This is a genomic window from Porphyromonas sp. oral taxon 279 str. F0450, from assembly GCF_000292995.1.
GTDB classification, from domain to species: Bacteria; Bacteroidota; Bacteroidia; order Bacteroidales; family Porphyromonadaceae; genus Porphyromonas; species Porphyromonas pasteri.
Window position 1 is genome coordinate 273,959 of the sequence record NZ_ALKJ01000019.1, and the last position, 17,768, is coordinate 291,726.

Genomic DNA, 17,768 nt, shown 5'->3' on the forward strand with positions numbered 1-17,768 from the left:
AGGTCAATGAATAAATATGCCTTTCTGGTCTTTCATTCGGACTATGAAGGCTTCCTTCACAAGCTACGCAGCCTGGGTGTCCTACATGTCAATGAACAGAAGGATAGTCGTGAGGTCGAGGAGTTGCGTGGCATTCTCTCCGAGCGTACCCATATCAAGGATACCTTGCGTGCCCTGCGTCCCTATATCACAGACGGGGCTACCGAGCTTTCTCAGCCCATCAAAAATGAGGCGGAGGGTGAGGCTCTGATATCAGAGATCGAGGGTGAACTGAAGCGCTTGTCTGTCCAAGATGAGGAGCTGGTAGCTCTTCGTCTTGAGGCAACAGAAGTTCGTCCTTGGGGGGCTTTTGATGCAGCTGCAATTAGTCAACTCTCTAATGCAGGCTACGCTCTGAGCTTCTTCACGATTCCTCAAGCGCGCTTTACCGAGGCATTCCAAGCGGAGTATGATGTTGTGCCAGTTGCCACGCTCTCAGGTCGAGTCTATTTCGTTCATCTACATGCTGCTGGAGCTTCACAGACTCTACCAGAGGCTGAGCATGTTGCCACTCCCAAACGTAGCATTACAGAACTCGAAGGGCTTGTAGCTGAAGCTGAGGCTACACGAGCTCAGCAGCTGGAGAAGCTCACCGAGCAGACTAAGCTTTGGCAGGATCAGCTCGCCAGCTATGATCTGCTGCTGGAGAACCGCTTTACTTTCGGCCGTACGCGACTCCAAGGGGAGCGCCTTGCTGATGAGAAGCTCCTTCTGCTGGAGGGCTTTGTACCTACGGACGATGCTCCAGCCTTTGAAGCTGCACTGGAAGAAGCTGGCTACTATTTCCGTCAAGTCGACTTTGATCCCGAGACGGAGCGTGTGCCCATCCAGCTGAAGAATAATGCATTCGCACGCTGCTTCGAGTTCATCACAGGACTCTTCTCACTGCCGAACTACCAAGAGATTGACCAGACGTATCTCATCGCTCCCTTCTTCATGCTCTTCTTTGGCATGTGCTTCGGGGATGCTGGGTATGGTCTTCTACTCTTCGCCGTATGTACCTACTTCCGCCTGCGTAGCAAAGGAGGAGATACAAGCCTCCTGGGCCTTGGCCAATGGCTGGGTGGTGGTGCCTTCGTTGTCGGTATGCTTATGGGGGGAATCTTCGGTATCGAGCTTCCCTGGGCTCACAACAAGGCGTACATCTTCAACCAGGATAATATGATGATGATCTCTGTCATCATCGGTTTGGTGCAGATCCTCCTCGGTAAGGCTATTGGAGCCTATAAGAAAGGCCTTCAGAAGGGCTGGCGTCACTCCTTGGCTGGCTACGCTTGGGTCCTCCTACTCGTAGCTGTAGGCTTGATCTATGCTTTACCAAAGGCATCGATCACACTTCCTCAGCCTGTGACCTATATCCTCTATGGTATAGCTGGTCTTTCGGTACTCGTTGTCTTCTTCTACAATAGCCCTGGGAAGAACCCCTTCATCAACTTCGGCTCAGGGCTTTGGAGCACCTATGAGACAGCCTCAGGGCTTCTCGGGGACTCGCTCTCATACATCCGTCTCTTCGCTATCGGTCTGACGGGTGGTATACTCGGGAGTGTCTTCAATCAGCTCGCCATGTCATGCGTCCCTGAGGCGGGGAGCGGTGCAAGTGTATTCAGCTACATCATCGGCTGGTTCATGGCACTCCTCGTCCTACTCTTTGGGCATGGGATCAACTTCGGTATCGCTATGATCGGTGCCTTTGTACACCCACTACGTCTGACCTTCGTAGAGTACTACAAGAACAGTGAGTTCGAAGGTGGCGGTAAGCCCTACACCCCTTTCACACGTAAGTAAAAACAAACTAAATATTCTCTTAAACACAAGTAACGATTATGAATGAGATGTTATCTTTCCTCGGCATTGTGCTGATGGTTGGTCTGACGGGTATCGGTAGTAGCATCGGTGTGACGATCTGCGGTAACGCTGCTGTCGGCGCGATGAAGAAGAACCCAGATGCCCTCGGGCAGTATATCGGGCTCTCCGCACTCCCTAGCTCTCAGGGGCTGTACGGCTTCGTAGGCTTCTTCATGGCTAAGGCTGCTCTCGACAAGCTCGTCGCTGCTGGCCCTGTATCGATCTATGCCGCTTGGGCTATCCTCGCTGCTGGGATCATCCTCGGTATCGTAGGTGCTTACTCTGCGATCCGTCAGGCTCAGGTCTGTGCTAACGGGATCCAGGCTATTGGGAATGGTGAGAACGTCTTCAGCGCTACGATGGTCATGGCCGTCTTCCCTGAGCTTTACGCGATCCTTGCCCTTCTGGTGACGATCCTCATCGTAGGCTCCTTCTAAGGGAACGAAATCGCACTATAATATCTGCCTCAGGGCTACCCGACTTCGCTGTGGGGTAGCCCTGAGGTCTTTTTATCGCTATACTATGGTGATACGTCAGAGTACTCCCGAGGACCTGCCCGAGATACTGCGTCTTATCGCAGTGGCGCGAGCCTTCATGACTGAGCATGGCAATCCCTCTCAGTGGCCTGAGGGGTATCCTTCGGCTGAACAGCTAAGCTCGGATATTGCTCGTGGTCATAGCTATGTCTGTGTGGCTCCCGAGTATGCGGGGCTCGTCGGCACCTTTTACTTTGCTGTCGAAGAGGAGCCAAGCTATCAGCATATCGAAGGACGATGGCTCAATGATAACCCCTATGGCGTCATCCATCGCTTAGCCTCCGATGGACGTGTGCGAGGCCTCTTTCGTGAATGCCTTGCATTTGCTTCTAAGCATTGCTCTGAGATCAGAGTTGATACCCATGAAGACAATGCTCCTATGCGTCAGCTTCTCGTGGCGGAGAGCTTCGTCCCTTGTGGAACGATATATGTAGCTGACGGTAGCCCGCGTATAGCTTATCAGAAGTCGCTTAAAGGATAGGTCGCATCTTCTACGTTAGATGGTTTTGAAATAAAGAAGCCTGCCTCACGAATTCTATCGTGAGGCAGGCTTCTTTACTTTAGGGAATGGGGTAGCTCCCTTATAGCCTTAGAAGATAGCTGGCACGCGACTTAGCTTCAGCATAAGTGAAGAGATCCAAGAAGCGGGCTCGGGAGGCTTCGCTCTCATTGAGTTGGGGAGCGATAAGCTCCAGCGCCTGTAGTCGTAGTTCATCCCCAGAGAAGTAGCGCGAGAGAAGCTCGACGCCTTGCTCTATACTGATCTTGTGACCAGTAAGCTCCGAGCGAAGGATGCGAATTCGCTCTCCCTGCTCGTAGGTCAAGCTCAGCTTAGTGTGCAGAGGCTGATACCACGTCATCTTATCCATGATGGCATCCTGATTCTGCTGCATGCGCTCGAGTATACCTGCACCATAATCCTCATTGCTTGTACTGCGAGATGAGCTGAGGTAACCTCGGTAGCGTCCACTCTGTGAGAGACCGAGAAGACGTCGTGCCTTCTCTTGCGCATCCAGGAAGTCAAAGCATTCGATGAGTCGGTAGGCGTTGTACCCGTCACGTAGGTGTGGAGCTATGCCCTCGAGGACCTGTAAGCGCTCTTCATCCCAGTTAAACTGCTTCAGAATACGCTCTGTCTGGCGTACCGTAAAGGTATTGAAGCGCGCAGCATCTTGTACATAGCGGATCTGATCCTTCGGGAATGATAGTCGATTGATCCCTCGTAGGAACTCTTCGAAGTCCTCTTCTCGAGGTACCTGCCCCCCATAGCGTGGGTCATACTGGCGAGGAATAACTGGAGCGAACTGTCGAAGGATGCGCTCTGCTCGCTCACGCCCTCCGTAGCGGAAGAGATCGAGTAGATAGGGGGAGTTGTACCCGTCTCGTAAGCGAGGAGCCAAGGTGCGTAGGACATTGAGTCGCTGCTGTGTGTCAGAGAATAGATTGATAAGGCGTGCTGCTTGCTCTGTAGTGAAGTAGCTTCGTCGGGCGACCTCTTCAATGAAGCGGATCTGATCTCCCGTGAAGATTAGCTCTTGTACATCGTGATAGAATACCTCAAAGGCACGAGCATCTTCTCCGTAGGGGTCGCTATAGCCTCGTCCAGGATAGTACCCTGGGTCGGGGTACTGCCTATCGCTGGGATACGGATAGGATTGCTGAGGATGAGGGGACGCAATGATGACGGGCGCTGTCTCTGGATAAGGGGTAGTCTTCGCAGGGGAAGGAGCATTCTCCTTGCTGTCAAACTGACTCACGCGATCATTGACAAATGTCACATGTGCCGTGATTGTATTGCCCGGGAAGTCAGAGAAGCGGTATTCCCAAAGCTCAGATTGATCGGCTTGGATACTGCGATTGAGAGGTGCACCTAAGAGTGAGGTCACTTGCTCCTTAGTCATCCCACGCTCGATCTTATTGACTCCTTGGCGTATTTTGCCGAGGCCACAAGAGCTGATGGTGATGACGATGCCGACAGTCGCGGCGAGGCTTGTAATGGTCTTCATAGTGTATGATGTGTGGATGTGTCGGTATATATGCGAGGAGCCTCCTCTATGGGGGTAGCCCTTGAAGAGGAGGCTCCTCGTGGGTAAGAGAGGCGAAGCTCTCAAGATAGGCTCATCAAATAATCCCTAAGAGGCGACGCGCCTCCTGCTGAGAACTGGAGAAGGAGAACTGATCAACGATACGATAGGAGTTCCGCGGGTCACGTAGTCCAGAGGCTACACAAGCCAAGACCTTGAGCTTCTCTTCATCGAAGCTGAAGAGACGGAGTAGCTTGATCGTCTGCTGCGTCGTGAATCGGTTCCTACGGGCTACATCACGGATATATCGGATCTTGTCATCCGTGAATGTCTTGTGCTGGACCTCGCGATAGACCTGACTAAACCACTGATCATTCTGGCGGTCACTGCGATAGTCTCCATAGTCATCATAGTCTCCGTATCCACCATAGCCGCCATTGCCACCGTAGCCTCCATAATCACCATTGCCGTAGGGATAGTTCCCCCGTTGGTTCGGATAGCGTCCACGATCGGAGTCGTTGTAGTCTCCATTGTATGTATTCATACGTACGACACGCCCAGAGGAAAAGCTGATGACAGTGATTCGCTTTTCGAAGAGGCCTGACTTATGATATTCCCATTCTTCGATGCCGTTGTCTCCGAATCGACGGTAAGTGGGGCGTCCCATGAGCGAATATACTTGCTCTTGGCTCATGCCACGCTCAATGCGCTGTGTATCACGGCGTCCCATAGTTCCTTCACCCAGCATAGCCAAGTCACATGAACTGAGGGTGAGAAGTGATGCTGCGCCGAGCAATGCAATGATCTTCTTCATACGCTATACAATATATATAGGTGAAACATCAAATATGAGCAGATCCCTCTGTCGAAGGGTGCTCTATCTGTCGCTAAAGTTAAATCATCTTTACCAAATATCCTATACTTTGGATGGTTCTATGTTAAAAAGTTAAGTCTATGGTGATGTGAATGCTGCTTTTTCACGTATTCCCCCTTCGAACTTCTCAGCCTAACGCCTCCGATTTTCGAGGGACGGAGGTGCGAGTAATGAAGAGGTGGTCTTGCGCAATGGTCCATATATAGGTATATGGGTGCGTGGGTAGAGCTATATAGGATGTAGGATGGCGAAGAAAGCTATATAGCTTTGGACTGATTCCGTATAGCTTTGTGACGTGACCTCTATTAGGTTGTTTCTCTGCGTCGGGATAGAAATTATGGACGAGTAGCAGATAAGTTTGGGCTACGTACGTGGCTCTAATATCTACCTACGTGGATATTTGGACTGACGTGCCTGGTCTTTAAGACTATGTACGTAGACAGAGGAAAACCACTACGAGAAGGCGCTTTTCCCTTCACGAGAAGGACACTTTTCCCTCCGCTGGATAAGAAGAATGCGCGCGATAATGCGAAGGGCTTGCGTATCCCTTCGGAGAGGCATATCGGTGTGAGCTGGGCGTGTGATGCTTTAGCCTCTCTAAATAGAGGGCCGGACTCTCAGCAACAGTCTCATTTGGATGCTTTACCTAGCAAAGTTTCTTTGGATATGAATCGCCAATTCCATAAAAGCCCTCTAAGCCGCGATCTTCCTTCCCATGATACCCAGCCTTTACCATCCCCTTGATCATGCCTCTGCGCACGAATTTTGGTGGTGTCAATATGTCACCATGTTTGCGCGTGTAAATTCACTTCGTACGGATAAGCCTACACGTTGAATTCCCTCTTCGATTTTAATTTATAAATACGAATTCGCGGGATGAGTAGGGGGGTGCTACAGATATTCAAATTAGTATTTCATGAAAGCAAAGCGGATTGCTGCTGCTCTTTGCGCTGTGTGCGCCTATGTGCTAATAATCAAATGATTATATGTTGATGTGTGAAGTTGTAGGTGTAGGTATAGAGAGGATAGCCCATGTTTTGTCTCCATTACACTTTGTTTTAGTAATTATATCTACCTGTAAAAGAGCTGATTGGTATTATTCTGTAAAGCAAAGCTTATAGCTGTTTTGGGCGTAGGATGGTCATGATTTTGAGGATATGAAGCTGGGTTTGCCTGAAAGGTTTTGAATCCAAAACGTGCGATATTCATACGATTGAATTTAAATCACTATCTTTGTTTTGTAATTTAAAATTATAATTCAAGCGGTCATTATGTCAGAGTATATAGACCTATCAGCCATAACAAAACGCCTTAAAGAGGTCGTTGATAGGAGCGGGCTTACATCAAGAGACTTTGCGATGAAGGCTGGAATTGCTCCTGCGACGCTATCCCTCAACCTCAATGAGAAGCAACAGATCAATGTGGCGACAATAAACAAGATCGTTGATCACTTCTCCGACATTATGAGTCCCGAGGAGTTTGTCTTTGGGGTGTCTGGTGTGTCAAATGATTCGGGACGGGACCTCTTTGCTTCTACGGGAGTGAAGGGGGAGGAAAAAGAGACCCTTCGCGCGATACTTCAAGCTCAAGCAGAGGAGATAGCACGCCTAAAGGCTGAAGTGCGAGAGCGTAGAGAGAAGGGAATTGCCCATATAACTGTCTTCTACGACGACAATAGTTTCGCGACTTTCAAAGACACCGAGGAGTAGCTGTGGGGCACAGCTGTAGGGCACAGGATTCTGCGTATCTTTGTGCATCTAAGTCACGGTATCTCACTCTATGAAAAAGTATTCTCTTCGGTTTACGCTGCTCTCCACTCAGGCTCTGGGTGCGGGTAATTACCTGCTGAAGCTGCAACTTCCCGAGGCCGCAGGCACCTTCCCTGCTATGGCAGCTGGGCAGTTCGTCCAAGTTGCGGTCCCAGGGGGCTTCGTCCTTCTGCGTCGTCCTATATCTATATGTAATGTGTATCCTGAGCGCCGCGAGCTTTGGCTACTTATCGGGCGAGTTGGGCAAGGGACATCAATCCTTACAGGGCTTGCAGACGGCACAGAGCTGGATCTGCTTATTCCGCTGGGCAATACTTTTAGTGTAGAGGGCGTCGAGCGTCCACTGCTGGTCGGTGGCGGTGTCGGTATAGCTCCTATGCTCTTCTTGGCTCGTACCTTCGCTGAGCGAGGTGTCCGTCCTACGATTCTTCTTGGAGGACGTACCGCAGGACACATTGTACTCCGTGAGGAGTTTGCGGCTCTTGGCGATGTCTACTATACGACAGACAACGGCGAGCTGGGAGTCGAGGGTCGCGTGACGGATCATCCGATCCTTCAAGATGGCTCGTTCGACCGCGTCTTTACTTGTGGCCCTAAGGTCATGATGATAGCCGTGGCAAAGGTGGCTGAGGCGCGCGGTATTGACTGCGAAGTCTCACTGGAGAATAGTATGGCATGCGGTATAGGAGCTTGCCTCTGCTGTGTCGAAGATCTCGAAGGGAAGGGCAATACTTGTGTGTGCACCGAAGGTCCCGTCTTTAATTCTAAGCTCGTCAAGAAAGACTAATCATGCTCAAGACTCAAGTACATATCGGCCGTGGGCTCACGATTAAGAACCCCGTGATGACCGCCTCTGGGACCTTTGGTTATGGGCTCGAGTACGGCGATTTCATCGACCTCAACCGCCTTGGTGGGGTACTCGTCAAGGGAACGACGCTACATCCTCGTCAGGGAAACCCTTATCCCCGCATGGCAGAGACTCCTTCGGGGATGCTCAATGCCGTCGGACTTCAGAACAAAGGGGTAGACTACTTCTGCGAGCATATCTATCCCACGATATCTGGCTATGACACAGCGATGATCGTCAATGTTAGCGGCTCGCAGGTCGAGGACTATATCGAGACTGCTGAGAAGATCAACGCCCTGGAGGGGATACCTGCTATTGAGCTCAATATATCATGCCCCAATGTGAAGGAGGGGGGGATGGCCTTTGGTGTGACGTGTGCCGGTGCAGCCTCTGTCGTTCGTGCGGTGCGTGCGGTATATGACAAGACGCTCATCGTGAAGCTGTCGCCCAATGTCACCGACATTACGGAGATCGCACGAGCAGTCGAAGCCGAAGGGGCTGACTCGATCTCAATGATCAACACGCTCCTGGGGATGGCCATCAACGCAGAGAAGCGTCGTCCTGTACTTTCGACTATTACGGGCGGACTCTCTGGCCCCGCGGTGAAGCCCATAGCCCTGCGCATGGTCTGGCAGACGGCTCAGGTGGTGAAGGTTCCCATCATCGGTATGGGGGGCATTGCCTCGGCTACGGATGCGATTGAATTCCTACTTGCAGGGGCCTCAGCTGTTGAAGTCGGTACGTACAACTTTGTGGATCCTTCCGTGACCACTCAGATCGTCGATGGCATCGAGGACTACATGCACCGTCATGGCTTCACGGATATTCAGGATCTTATCGGTGCCTTGCAGATCCCCAAGAAGTCATAAGCTCGCTTTTTGGATACGGCCAACTTAGAGGGATTTCCCTCTATATATAAGGTATAGTATATCAGTTAAGCCCGGGCCAAGTTTCAAGCTACTCCGTAGAATTTCCTCGCGACCACCAGTCCATGTGTTATGTTTAGTTTGTTTGGGACGGGAGGTTATTCTGTGAGGAAAGCTCCATGAAGGAGGTCTCTACTCTCTTCCAAGCATAGCATGAGCAGGCTTCTTCATAATCTGAGTATCTTTGTATGGTGCTAAGACATATCAGGATTAGCACCATGGACTATACGACAGAGTTATGAAGCACTTAGTATCGATCAACCAACTCTCCACAGAGGATATCCTTCGGCTCCTTGATCGAGCAGCTCTCTTTGAGCAGAATCCCAATCGCAAGCTTCTTGAGGGGCGTGTCATCGCAACCCTTTTTTTTGAGCCCTCTACCCGTACCAGACTAAGCTTCGAGACCGCTGTAAATCGCCTTGGAGGCCGTGTCATCGGCTTCTCTGATGCAGCGACTTCCAGCTCGGCTAAGGGCGAATCCCTCAAGGATACCATCTCTATGGTCGGCAACTATGCTGATGCCATCGTGATGCGTCACTACCTTGAAGGAGCTGCACTCTATGCCTCAGAGCTTGGACGTGCACCCATCGTCAATGCTGGAGATGGAGCCAACCAGCATCCCTCACAGACTCTGCTGGACCTCTATGCGATACGCAAGACGCAGGGCACTCTCTACGATAAGACCATTGCATTGGTTGGTGACCTGAAGTATGGCCGTACCGTGCATTCGCTCATTGTAGGTATGGCACCCTTCCGCCCTCGCTTCATCTTTGTCTCTCCCCCAGAGCTTATGATGCCCGAGGAGTGCAAGGACTTCTGTCGCTGTGCAGGTATTCCATTTACAGAGACGACGGACTTCACACCTGAGGTTATCCGAAGTGTTGACGTCCTCTATATGACACGCGTACAGCGAGAGCGCTTCATTGACCTTGAGGAATATGAGCGTGTGAAGAACGTGTATGTCCTTACCGCCTCTATGCTGGAGGGTTGTCGAGAACACCTGCGCATCCTCCATCCCCTACCTCGTGTCGGCGAGATCGCTCAAGATGTGGACGACACGCCCTACGCTTACTATGTAGAGCAAGCACAAGGTGGCCTGTATGTCCGTCAGTCCATCCTCTGCGAAGTCCTCGGCCTTGAGGTCAATGACTAACCTTCCCACGCCTCCTATTTAGATAAGCTATGAACAAAGACAAGATGCTCGTCGAGGCGATCCGTGATGGGATTGTCTTAGACCACATACCCGCAGAGAAGCTCTTCAAGATCGTGGCACTTCTACGTCTTGACACGCTGACGACTCCTGTGACGATTGGTAATAACCTCATGAGTGCTCGTCATAAGCGTAAGGGGATCATCAAGATGGCTGACCACTTCGTCTCCTCCCAAGAGATCGACAAGATCGCCCTACTCGCCCCCGAGGTTCATCTCAATGTCATCCGTGACTACCAGGTCACGGAGAAGCGACAGGTAGCTCTTCCCAGCGAAGTCAAGGGTTTAGTACGTTGCCCCAACCCCAAGTGCATCACCAACGCTGAGCCCATGCAGACGCGCTTCCATGTGTCTACCGAGGAGGACTCAGATCAGAAGTGCCTCTTAGAGTGTCACTACTGTGGACGAAAGACGCGTGCTGAGGAGGTCGAGCTACTATGAGAGTAGATTGGAAGCCCGGAACACTTATCTACCCCCTACCCGCTGTCCTCATCAGCTGTGGCACGATGGAGTATGGCGGAGCTAATATCCTGACCGCCTCATGGGTTAGTACGGCATGTACCAATCCCCCGATGTGTGTCGTCGGGATACGCCCAGAGCGTCACTCACACAGCATCATCAAGGAGCAAGGTGCCTTTGGTATCAACCTCTCTACGGTGTCGATGGCCCGAGAGACGGACTGGTGTGGTGTCGTATCGGGAAGGCGCGAAGATAAGTTCGCTGCCTGTGGCTTCACGAAGGAAGCAGGCACAGTGCTGGGAGTGCCACTTATCGAAGAGTCACCCATTAGCTTGGAGTGCCGTGTGCGCGAGATTACCTCTCTCGGGAGTCATGATCTCTTCCTCGCGGATATCGTCGGGGTACGAGCTGACGAGCAGTACATTGATCCTGAGACGGGAGCCTTTGATATGAAGCGCGCAGGTCTCTTGGTCTATGCCCACGGCGAGTACTTTGGCTTGGGCGAATATATAGGCCACTTCGGCTGGTCCGTACGTAAGAAGAAGACCAAGCGACGCTAACTAAATAATAGAGCAATACAACCAACTATGGGGGTAGATCGCACTGCCGACCTGTCCCCTATCTTTGGGACACTACATGGAGATAAATAGATTAGACGTCTACCCGCATAACTTCTCTGAGAAGATCGGCTATAGTGAGGTCAGACACCTGCTGGAGGAATACTGTGCATCCTCTCTGGGAAGAGAAGAGATGCAGGCACTTGAAGCCTCTGCAGATAAAGAAGAGATCGTAAGGGCGCTGGATGAGACTCGTGAGATGATCACCATCATGGCGGGTGAATCCCCTCTACCCTCCTTGGCACTTGTGGACTGCCGTGACGTACTGCGTCGCATCCGTCCTCAGGGTACATTCATCGAAGAGGAGGAACTCCTTGACCTACTGCGCATGCTGGAGACGCTACATAGCCTCCAGCACTTCTTCCTCGAGGAGCATACGACGGGCGAGCGTGCGGTGGAGACCTTCTCCTATACATATCCCCGCCTTGCCTCGCTGCTTGAGGATACGCCTTCCTTCCCTAAGATTGAGACTCACCTTCGCTCCCTGCTCACCGAGGAAGGCAAGCTTCGAGACAATGCTTCGCGTGATCTTCTGCGCATCCGTCAGACTATTCGTGAGACAGAGCGTAGCCTCTCGGGTATGCTACAGCGCATCCTCTCGACGGCACGTCATGAGGGATGGGTGGAGCAAGACGTACAGCCTGCCCTGCGTGATGGCCGCTTGGTAATCCCCATGAGTCCCATGCACAAGCGCAAGCTCCGTGGTATCATCCACGACGAGTCAGCGACGGGGAAGACGGTCTATGTCGAGCCTGTTGAGTTGGTCGAAGCCAACAATCATATCCGAGAGCTGGAGAGTGAGGAGCGCCGTGAGGTTATCCGCATCCTCACCGAAGTGGCCAGCCGTCTTCGTCCCAACATCCCTCACCTCCTCACCTCCTATAGCCTCCTTGCGCACTATGACTTTGTCCGTGCTAAGGCTCGCTGGGCGGCTGATATAGGCGGTATCTGTCCTCGCATCTCGGACAGCCCGATTGTCGAATGGTGGGGAGCAAAGCACCCGCTTCTCCTACGTTCGCTGCGTGCTCAAGGACGTAATGTCGTGCCCTTGGATATCCGGCTGGTAGCACCCGAAGCTCGTATCCTCCTGATATCAGGGCCTAATGCTGGGGGGAAGTCCGTTTGCCTCAAGACGGTAGGTCTTCTGCAGTACCTCGTACAGTGCGGCGTACCTGTCCCTATGGCTGATCACTCTTCGGTTGGTATCTTTGACCGTCTCTACATCGACATCGGGGATGAGCAGTCCATAGAAGATGACTTGAGTACCTACAGTTCGCACCTGCGCAACATGAAGCACTTCGTCCGTGAGGGCGGAGCACGAAGCCTGCTGCTCATCGACGAATTTGGTGGCGGTACGGAGCCTACGATCGGTGGGGCTATTGCACAAGCCCTCCTACATCGCTTCAATGATGCTGGCGCCTTCGGTGTCATCACCACGCACTATCAGAACCTCAAGACTTATGCCGAGGAGCATGCTGGCCTTATCAATGGGGCGATGCTCTATGACCGCCATGAGATGCGCCCGCTCTTCCGCCTCTCTATCGGTCGTCCTGGTAGCTCCTTTGCCATTGAGATTGCCCGCAAGATCGGTCTGCCCGAGGAGGTCATCAGCGAAGTCCGCGAGACGGTCGGTGCAGACTACATCGACATGGACAAGTACCTGCAAGACGTCATACGTGACAAGCGCTACTGGGAAAGCAAGCGTCAGAGCATCCGTCAGGAAGAGAAGCTCCTCCAAGAGGCTTCGAGCAAGTACACCGAGGAGATGACGTGCATCGCTGAGGAGCGTAAGCGTATCATCGCCGAAGCAAAGAAGGAAGCCCAGCGCCTTATCCAGGAGGCGGGCGGACAGATTGAGCGCACGATCCGTGAGATCCGTGAGGCCGAAGCTGCTAAGGATGAGACGCGTATCATTCGTCAGCGCCTCGCTGATTATAAGGAAGGGCTCTCGGCAGAAGAGGAAGCCGAGGCTCTGGCACGGGCTAAGAAGACGCAGCGTGAGGTAGAGCGTCTCCTTGCACGCCGTCAGCGCCATGCCGATCGCAAGGCCAAGGGGAAGGAACCCCTACCTAAGCCCCATCAGCCCTCTGAGGAAGCTCCTTCTTCCGCCACTCCCCTACCCACCGCACCACTCACCGAAGGCAGTGTCGTGCGTATCGAGGGACAGAAAGCTCTTGGTACGATCATCTCCCTCTCGGGACGTGAGGCAACGGTGGCTCTTGGAGAGCTGAAGACCACCATTCCCGTTAAGCGCCTTCATGCGGTCTCCCCTGCCGAAGCGGAGCGCCATCGCAAGAAGATTTCGCCCACTCAGGCCGTTCGCTCCTCGGGGATCATTGATCAGATCCATCAGAAGCGCCTCACCTTCCGCCAAGAGATCGACGTCAGAGGGTTCCGTGCCAATGAGGCTGTCGATGCTGTGGCTTACTTCGTCGACGAAGCACTCCAGCTCGGTGTGAGCAGTGTACGCATCCTACACGGGACGGGTACGGGTGCTCTTCGTGAGTCTATTCGCACGTATCTGAGCGGTGTACGAGGCGTCCAGCACTTCCACGATGAGGATGTTCGCTTCGGAGGAGCAGGGATCACGGTCGTAGAAATGGAATAGTTCGGATCCCTACCCTTCTCCCTTTTGTGCAAGACCGAATGCTGGCTGAAATGGCTGGTATTCGGTCTTGTCATAATACGTATACGTTTGCTGCTCGGAACGATTAGGTTGTTGCTCCGCGTAGGGATAAAAGCTGCGACGAGTGGCAGATAAGTTTGGACTACGTACGTGGCTCTAATGTCTACATACGTGGATATTTGGACTGACGTGCCTGGTCTTTAAGACTACGTACATAGATAGAGAAAATCCACTACGTGAAGGCACTTTTTTCTTTATGAGAAGGGCACTTTTCTCTCCGCTGAATAAAGAGGAATACTCGCGATAGGGCGAAGGGCTTGCTTGACCTCTTTGGAGAGGCATATCGGGGAGCTGGGCGTGCGATGCCTTGGCACTCTAAATAGCGGGCAGGACTCTAAGACAACAGTCTCGTTTGAGAGTTAGCTCCTCTGAGCCTTTGTGCTGTGAGTTGCGATTTGTGGAAAAATTCCCCTTTCGGCAAGAGTTCTCAGGAGCCCCGTAGGAGGTCACTTGGGGATTTTGCCGTGGAAGCTCTGTGGATGTGCCTAAGTATGGGGCTATTTCCCCGTCTTAGTAGTATCTTTGTAATCAAGATGAAGCATATACGTAACTTTTGCATTATAGCCCATATCGACCATGGGAAGAGTACCCTGGCTGACCGCCTGCTGGAGACGACACAGACCGTCTCTGGGAAGGACCTTCAGGAGCAGGTACTCGATAATATGGATCTCGAGCGCGAGCGCGGGATCACCATTAAGAGCCACGCCATCCAGATGAACTACAAGCTCGATGGTGAGGACTACGTACTCAATCTGATTGATACCCCAGGGCACGTGGACTTCTCCTACGAAGTCTCCCGCTCCATCGCTGCATGCGAAGGCGCACTGCTTATCGTCGACGCAGCTCAGGGTATTCAGGCACAGACGATTTCTAATCTCTATATGGCTCTCGAGCATGACCTCGAGATCATACCTATCATCAATAAGGTCGACCTGCCAAGCGCTATGCCCGAAGAGGTCGAGGATCAGATCATCGAGCTCCTTGGCTGCAAGCGTGAGGAGATCATCCGGGCCAGCGGTAAGACGGGCTTGGGGGTCGATGACATCCTCCGTGCGATCGTCGAGCGTATCCCTGCTCCTAAGGGCGATCCCGAAGGACCGCTGCAGTGCTTGATCTTCGACTCTGTCTTCAACCCCTTCCGCGGTATCATCGCTTACTTTAAGGTGGTGAATGGTAAGATCCGTAAGGGTGACCACGTGAAGTTCATCGCTACGGGCAAGGAGTATGACGCTGATGAAGTCGGCGTACTGCGCCTCGATATGGAGCCACGCAAGGAGGTCTCTACGGGGGACGTCGGCTATATCATCTCGGGTATCAAGACGAGCCGCGAGGTTAAGGTCGGGGATACCATCACGCATGTCGATGGCGGCGCTTCGGAAGCTATCGCTGGCTTCGAGGAAGTGAAGCCTATGGTCTTCGCAGGGCTCTACCCTATCGAGAGCGAAGACTTTGAGAACCTCCGTGCTTCCCTGGAGAAGCTCCAGCTGAATGATGCTTCGCTGACCTTCCAGCCAGAGAGCTCCATCGCTCTTGGCTTCGGCTTCCGTTGCGGCTTCCTTGGGCTCCTGCATATGGAGATCATTCAGGAGCGACTCGACCGAGAGTTCGGTATGAACGTCATCACGACCGTCCCCAACGTATCCTACAAGGTCTACGACAAGAAGGGAGTCTGCAAGGAGGTACATAACCCCTCGGGGCTTCCCGACATCACGACGATTGACCACATCGAGGAGCCCTATATCCGTGCATCGGTCATCACAAATACCGCCTACATCGGGCCTATCATGACGCTCTGCCTCGGTAAGCGTGGGCAGCTCATCAAGCAGGAGTACATCTCGGGCGACCGTATCGAGATCTTCTTTGACCTGCCCTTGGGTGAGATCGTCATCGACTTCTACGACAAGCTGAAGAGCGTATCGAAGGGCTATGCTTCCTTCGACTACCACATCAGCGACTTCCGTCCCTCGAAGCTCGCCAAGCTTGATATCCTACTCAATGGAGACCCTGTGGACGCTCTCTCGACACTGACTCACGTCGATAACAGCGTAGCTTTCGGACGCCGCATGTGTGAGAAGCTCAAGGAGCTCATCCCACGTCAGCAGTTCGACATCGCTATCCAGGCTGCTATCGGCGCTAAGGTCATCGCTCGTGAGACCATCAAGGCTGTGCGTAAGGACGTGACTGCTAAGTGCTATGGTGGTGACGTCTCTCGTAAGCGTAAGCTCCTAGAGAAGCAGAAGGAGGGTAAGAAGCGCATGAAGCAGATCGGTACGGTCGAGGTGCCTCAGAAGGCCTTCCTCGCAGTCCTCAAGCTTGACTAAGCCAATCACAGACAACCATGGCCACAGAAACGGCAAAGAAGCGTAGCAGCAAGAAGCCCAACCTCGTCGTACCGATGGAGCTGGATGGGCGCATCCCACCTCAGGCTCCAGACTTCGAAGAGGCTGTCCTCGGAGCAATCCTCCTTGAGAAGGATGCCTATGCGCGTGTCAGTGAGAAGCTCCGCCCTGAGACCTTCTACGTCAAGGCTCACGAGCTGATCTATACTGCGATGGTGACGCTGGCTATGGCTCAGCAGCCCATCGATATGCTCACCGTAACCGAGGAACTACGTCGTATGGGCGTCCTCGAGGAGATCGGTGATGCAGCCTACATCGCAGGTCTGACAACCAAGGTGATGTCTACAGGTAGCCTGGAGGCTCACGCTGAGGTGCTCTACAACAAGGCGCTCAGTCGCCGCCTCATCGGTATGGCAACCTCTACGCTTAAAGGTGCCTATGAGGATGTTATCGATGTGCAGGAGCAGATCCAGCAGGCGGAAGGCTCGCTCTTCGAGATCGCTCAGCAGAATTCGACTCGCGACTTCGTACCTATCAATCCCCTCGTCAAGGGTGCTATCAACGAAATGCAGATAGCGGCAAACCGAGAGGAAGGGATCAGCGGGTTGACGACTGGTTTTGGAGACATTGACCAGATGACTTCAGGCTGGCAGAACTCTGACCTTATCATTATCGCTGCCCGTCCAGCTATGGGTAAGACGGCCTTCGTCGTATCTATGGCAAAGTATATGGCAGTTGATAACAAGATACCTGTCGCGCTCTTCAACCTCGAAATGAGTGCCGTACAGCTCGTCAAGCGTTTCCTCTCCAACGTCTGTGAGATCGATGGGCAGAAGATCAAGAGTGGTCGCCTCAATGAAGAAGAGTGGACACGCCTCAACAACCGTATCGGTACGCTTGAGGGCGCCCCACTCTACATCAATGATACCCCATCACTCTCGGTCTTTGAGCTACGTACCAAGGCGCGTCGCCTTGTCCGTGAGCATCAGGTCAAGATCATCATCATTGACTACCTCCAGCTGATGAATGCCAGTGGTATGAGCTTCGGCAACCGTGAGCAGGAGGTCAGTACCATCTCACGTTCGCTGAAGATGCTGGCCAAGGAACTGAACATCCCCATCATCGCCCTTTCGCAGCTCAACCGTGGCGTAGAGAATCGTCTGCAGGGAGGTGATGCCAATAGCAAGCGTCCACAGCTCTCAGACCTTCGTGAGTCAGGTGCTATCGAGCAGGATGCCGACATCGTATGCTTCATTCATCGCCCTGAGTACTACAAGATCTACAGCGATCCAGAGACAGGGGAGGACCTGCGTGGGGTAGGTGAGTTTATCATCGCCAAGCACCGTAATGGTCCTGTCGGTGATGTGCGTCTAGCCTTCAAGGCGGACTATGCTCGCTTTGCTCCGAAGGGCGAACTCTCCCAGCTGGGTGCTGATGAGAAGCATGCTCGTGGTGGACGCCTCGGTAGAGGTACCCGTGGAGCCGATGCTTCAGCTGATCCCCTTGCACCCTCAGGCTCTGGATTTGATGCAGGCTTTGACCCTATGAGCGGACCACTCCCATCCAATGAAACCCCATTTTAATTAGCCCTCTATTCT

14 protein-coding genes are annotated in these 17,768 nt (G+C 52.8%); 12 read left to right on the forward strand and 2 right to left on the reverse strand.

The features are described from left to right. The first annotated feature begins 6 nt into the window (after positions 1-6). The 3 genes from HMPREF1323_RS05035 (at position 7) to HMPREF1323_RS05045 (ending at position 2,901) form a co-directional block, all read left to right on the forward strand. Positions 7-1,824: a V-type ATP synthase subunit I gene (locus HMPREF1323_RS05035; RefSeq protein ID WP_009433020.1), complete on the forward strand. Its 1,818-nt coding sequence runs from the start codon at positions 7-9 to the stop codon at positions 1,822-1,824. A gap of 38 nt (positions 1,825-1,862) precedes the next feature. Further along, entirely contained in the window at positions 1,863-2,321 is a 459-nt protein-coding gene (locus HMPREF1323_RS05040; protein ID WP_009432996.1) for an ATP synthase subunit C, read from the forward strand. Positions 2,322-2,406: 85 nt separating this feature from the next. After that, a complete protein-coding gene (locus tag HMPREF1323_RS05045) occupies positions 2,407-2,901 on the forward strand; it encodes a GNAT family acetyltransferase (RefSeq protein WP_009433074.1) in 495 nt (164 codons plus the stop codon). 100 nt (positions 2,902-3,001) lie between these two features. On the opposite strand, the gene HMPREF1323_RS05050 is transcribed toward HMPREF1323_RS05045, so the two are convergent. Together HMPREF1323_RS05050 and HMPREF1323_RS05055 are read right to left on the reverse strand one after the other, a co-directional pair. Further along, positions 3,002-4,426: a DUF4476 domain-containing protein gene (locus HMPREF1323_RS05050; protein ID WP_009751922.1), complete on the reverse strand. Its 1,425-nt coding sequence runs from the start codon at positions 4,424-4,426 to the stop codon at positions 3,002-3,004. Positions 4,427-4,541: 115 nt separating this feature from the next. Continuing rightward, the gene (locus HMPREF1323_RS05055) at positions 4,542-5,258 is read right to left on the reverse strand and encodes a DUF4476 domain-containing protein (protein ID WP_009432957.1); all 717 of its coding nucleotides are present in this window, start codon (positions 5,256-5,258) and stop codon (positions 4,542-4,544) included. Positions 5,259-6,589: 1,331 nt separating this feature from the next. On the opposite strand from HMPREF1323_RS05055, the gene HMPREF1323_RS05060 reads away from it, so the two are divergent. The 9 genes from HMPREF1323_RS05060 to dnaB all read left to right on the forward strand — a co-directional run bounded on the left by HMPREF1323_RS05060 (position 6,590) and on the right by dnaB (position 17,753). Beyond that, a complete protein-coding gene (locus HMPREF1323_RS05060; RefSeq protein WP_044124055.1) occupies positions 6,590-7,027 on the forward strand; it encodes a helix-turn-helix domain-containing protein in 438 nt (145 codons plus the stop codon). 70 nt (positions 7,028-7,097) lie between these two features. Next, entirely contained in the window at positions 7,098-7,874 is a 777-nt protein-coding gene (locus tag HMPREF1323_RS05065) for a dihydroorotate dehydrogenase electron transfer subunit (protein WP_009432950.1), read from the forward strand. A 2-nt stretch (positions 7,875-7,876) separates the two neighbouring features. Continuing rightward, positions 7,877-8,803, forward strand: coding sequence for a dihydroorotate dehydrogenase (locus HMPREF1323_RS05070; protein WP_009433123.1), 927 nt, complete (start codon positions 7,877-7,879; stop codon positions 8,801-8,803). Between the two features lie 295 nt (positions 8,804-9,098). After that, the gene (gene pyrB / locus HMPREF1323_RS05075; protein WP_009433063.1) at positions 9,099-10,013 is read left to right on the forward strand and encodes an aspartate carbamoyltransferase; all 915 of its coding nucleotides are present in this window, start codon (positions 9,099-9,101) and stop codon (positions 10,011-10,013) included. 29 nt (positions 10,014-10,042) lie between these two features. Beyond that, positions 10,043-10,510 carry an aspartate carbamoyltransferase regulatory subunit gene (locus HMPREF1323_RS05080; RefSeq protein WP_044124056.1) on the forward strand — a complete coding sequence of 156 codons (468 nt, stop codon included), beginning with the start codon at positions 10,043-10,045 and terminating at the stop codon, positions 10,508-10,510. Next, positions 10,507-11,088 carry a flavin reductase family protein gene (locus HMPREF1323_RS05085; RefSeq protein WP_044124058.1) on the forward strand — a complete coding sequence of 194 codons (582 nt, stop codon included), beginning with the start codon at positions 10,507-10,509 and terminating at the stop codon, positions 11,086-11,088. Before HMPREF1323_RS05080 ends, HMPREF1323_RS05085 begins: the two co-directional genes overlap by 4 nt. Positions 11,089-11,164: 76 nt before the next feature. Further along, a complete protein-coding gene (locus tag HMPREF1323_RS05090) occupies positions 11,165-13,753 on the forward strand; it encodes an endonuclease MutS2 (protein ID WP_009433112.1) in 2,589 nt (862 codons plus the stop codon). A gap of 611 nt (positions 13,754-14,364) precedes the next feature. Continuing rightward, positions 14,365-16,152: a translation elongation factor 4 gene (gene lepA, locus HMPREF1323_RS05095; protein ID WP_009433093.1), complete on the forward strand. Its 1,788-nt coding sequence runs from the start codon at positions 14,365-14,367 to the stop codon at positions 16,150-16,152. 17 nt (positions 16,153-16,169) lie between these two features. Beyond that, positions 16,170-17,753: a replicative DNA helicase gene (gene dnaB / locus HMPREF1323_RS05100; RefSeq protein WP_009433182.1), complete on the forward strand. Its 1,584-nt coding sequence runs from the start codon at positions 16,170-16,172 to the stop codon at positions 17,751-17,753. Positions 17,754-17,768 lie beyond the last annotated feature (15 nt).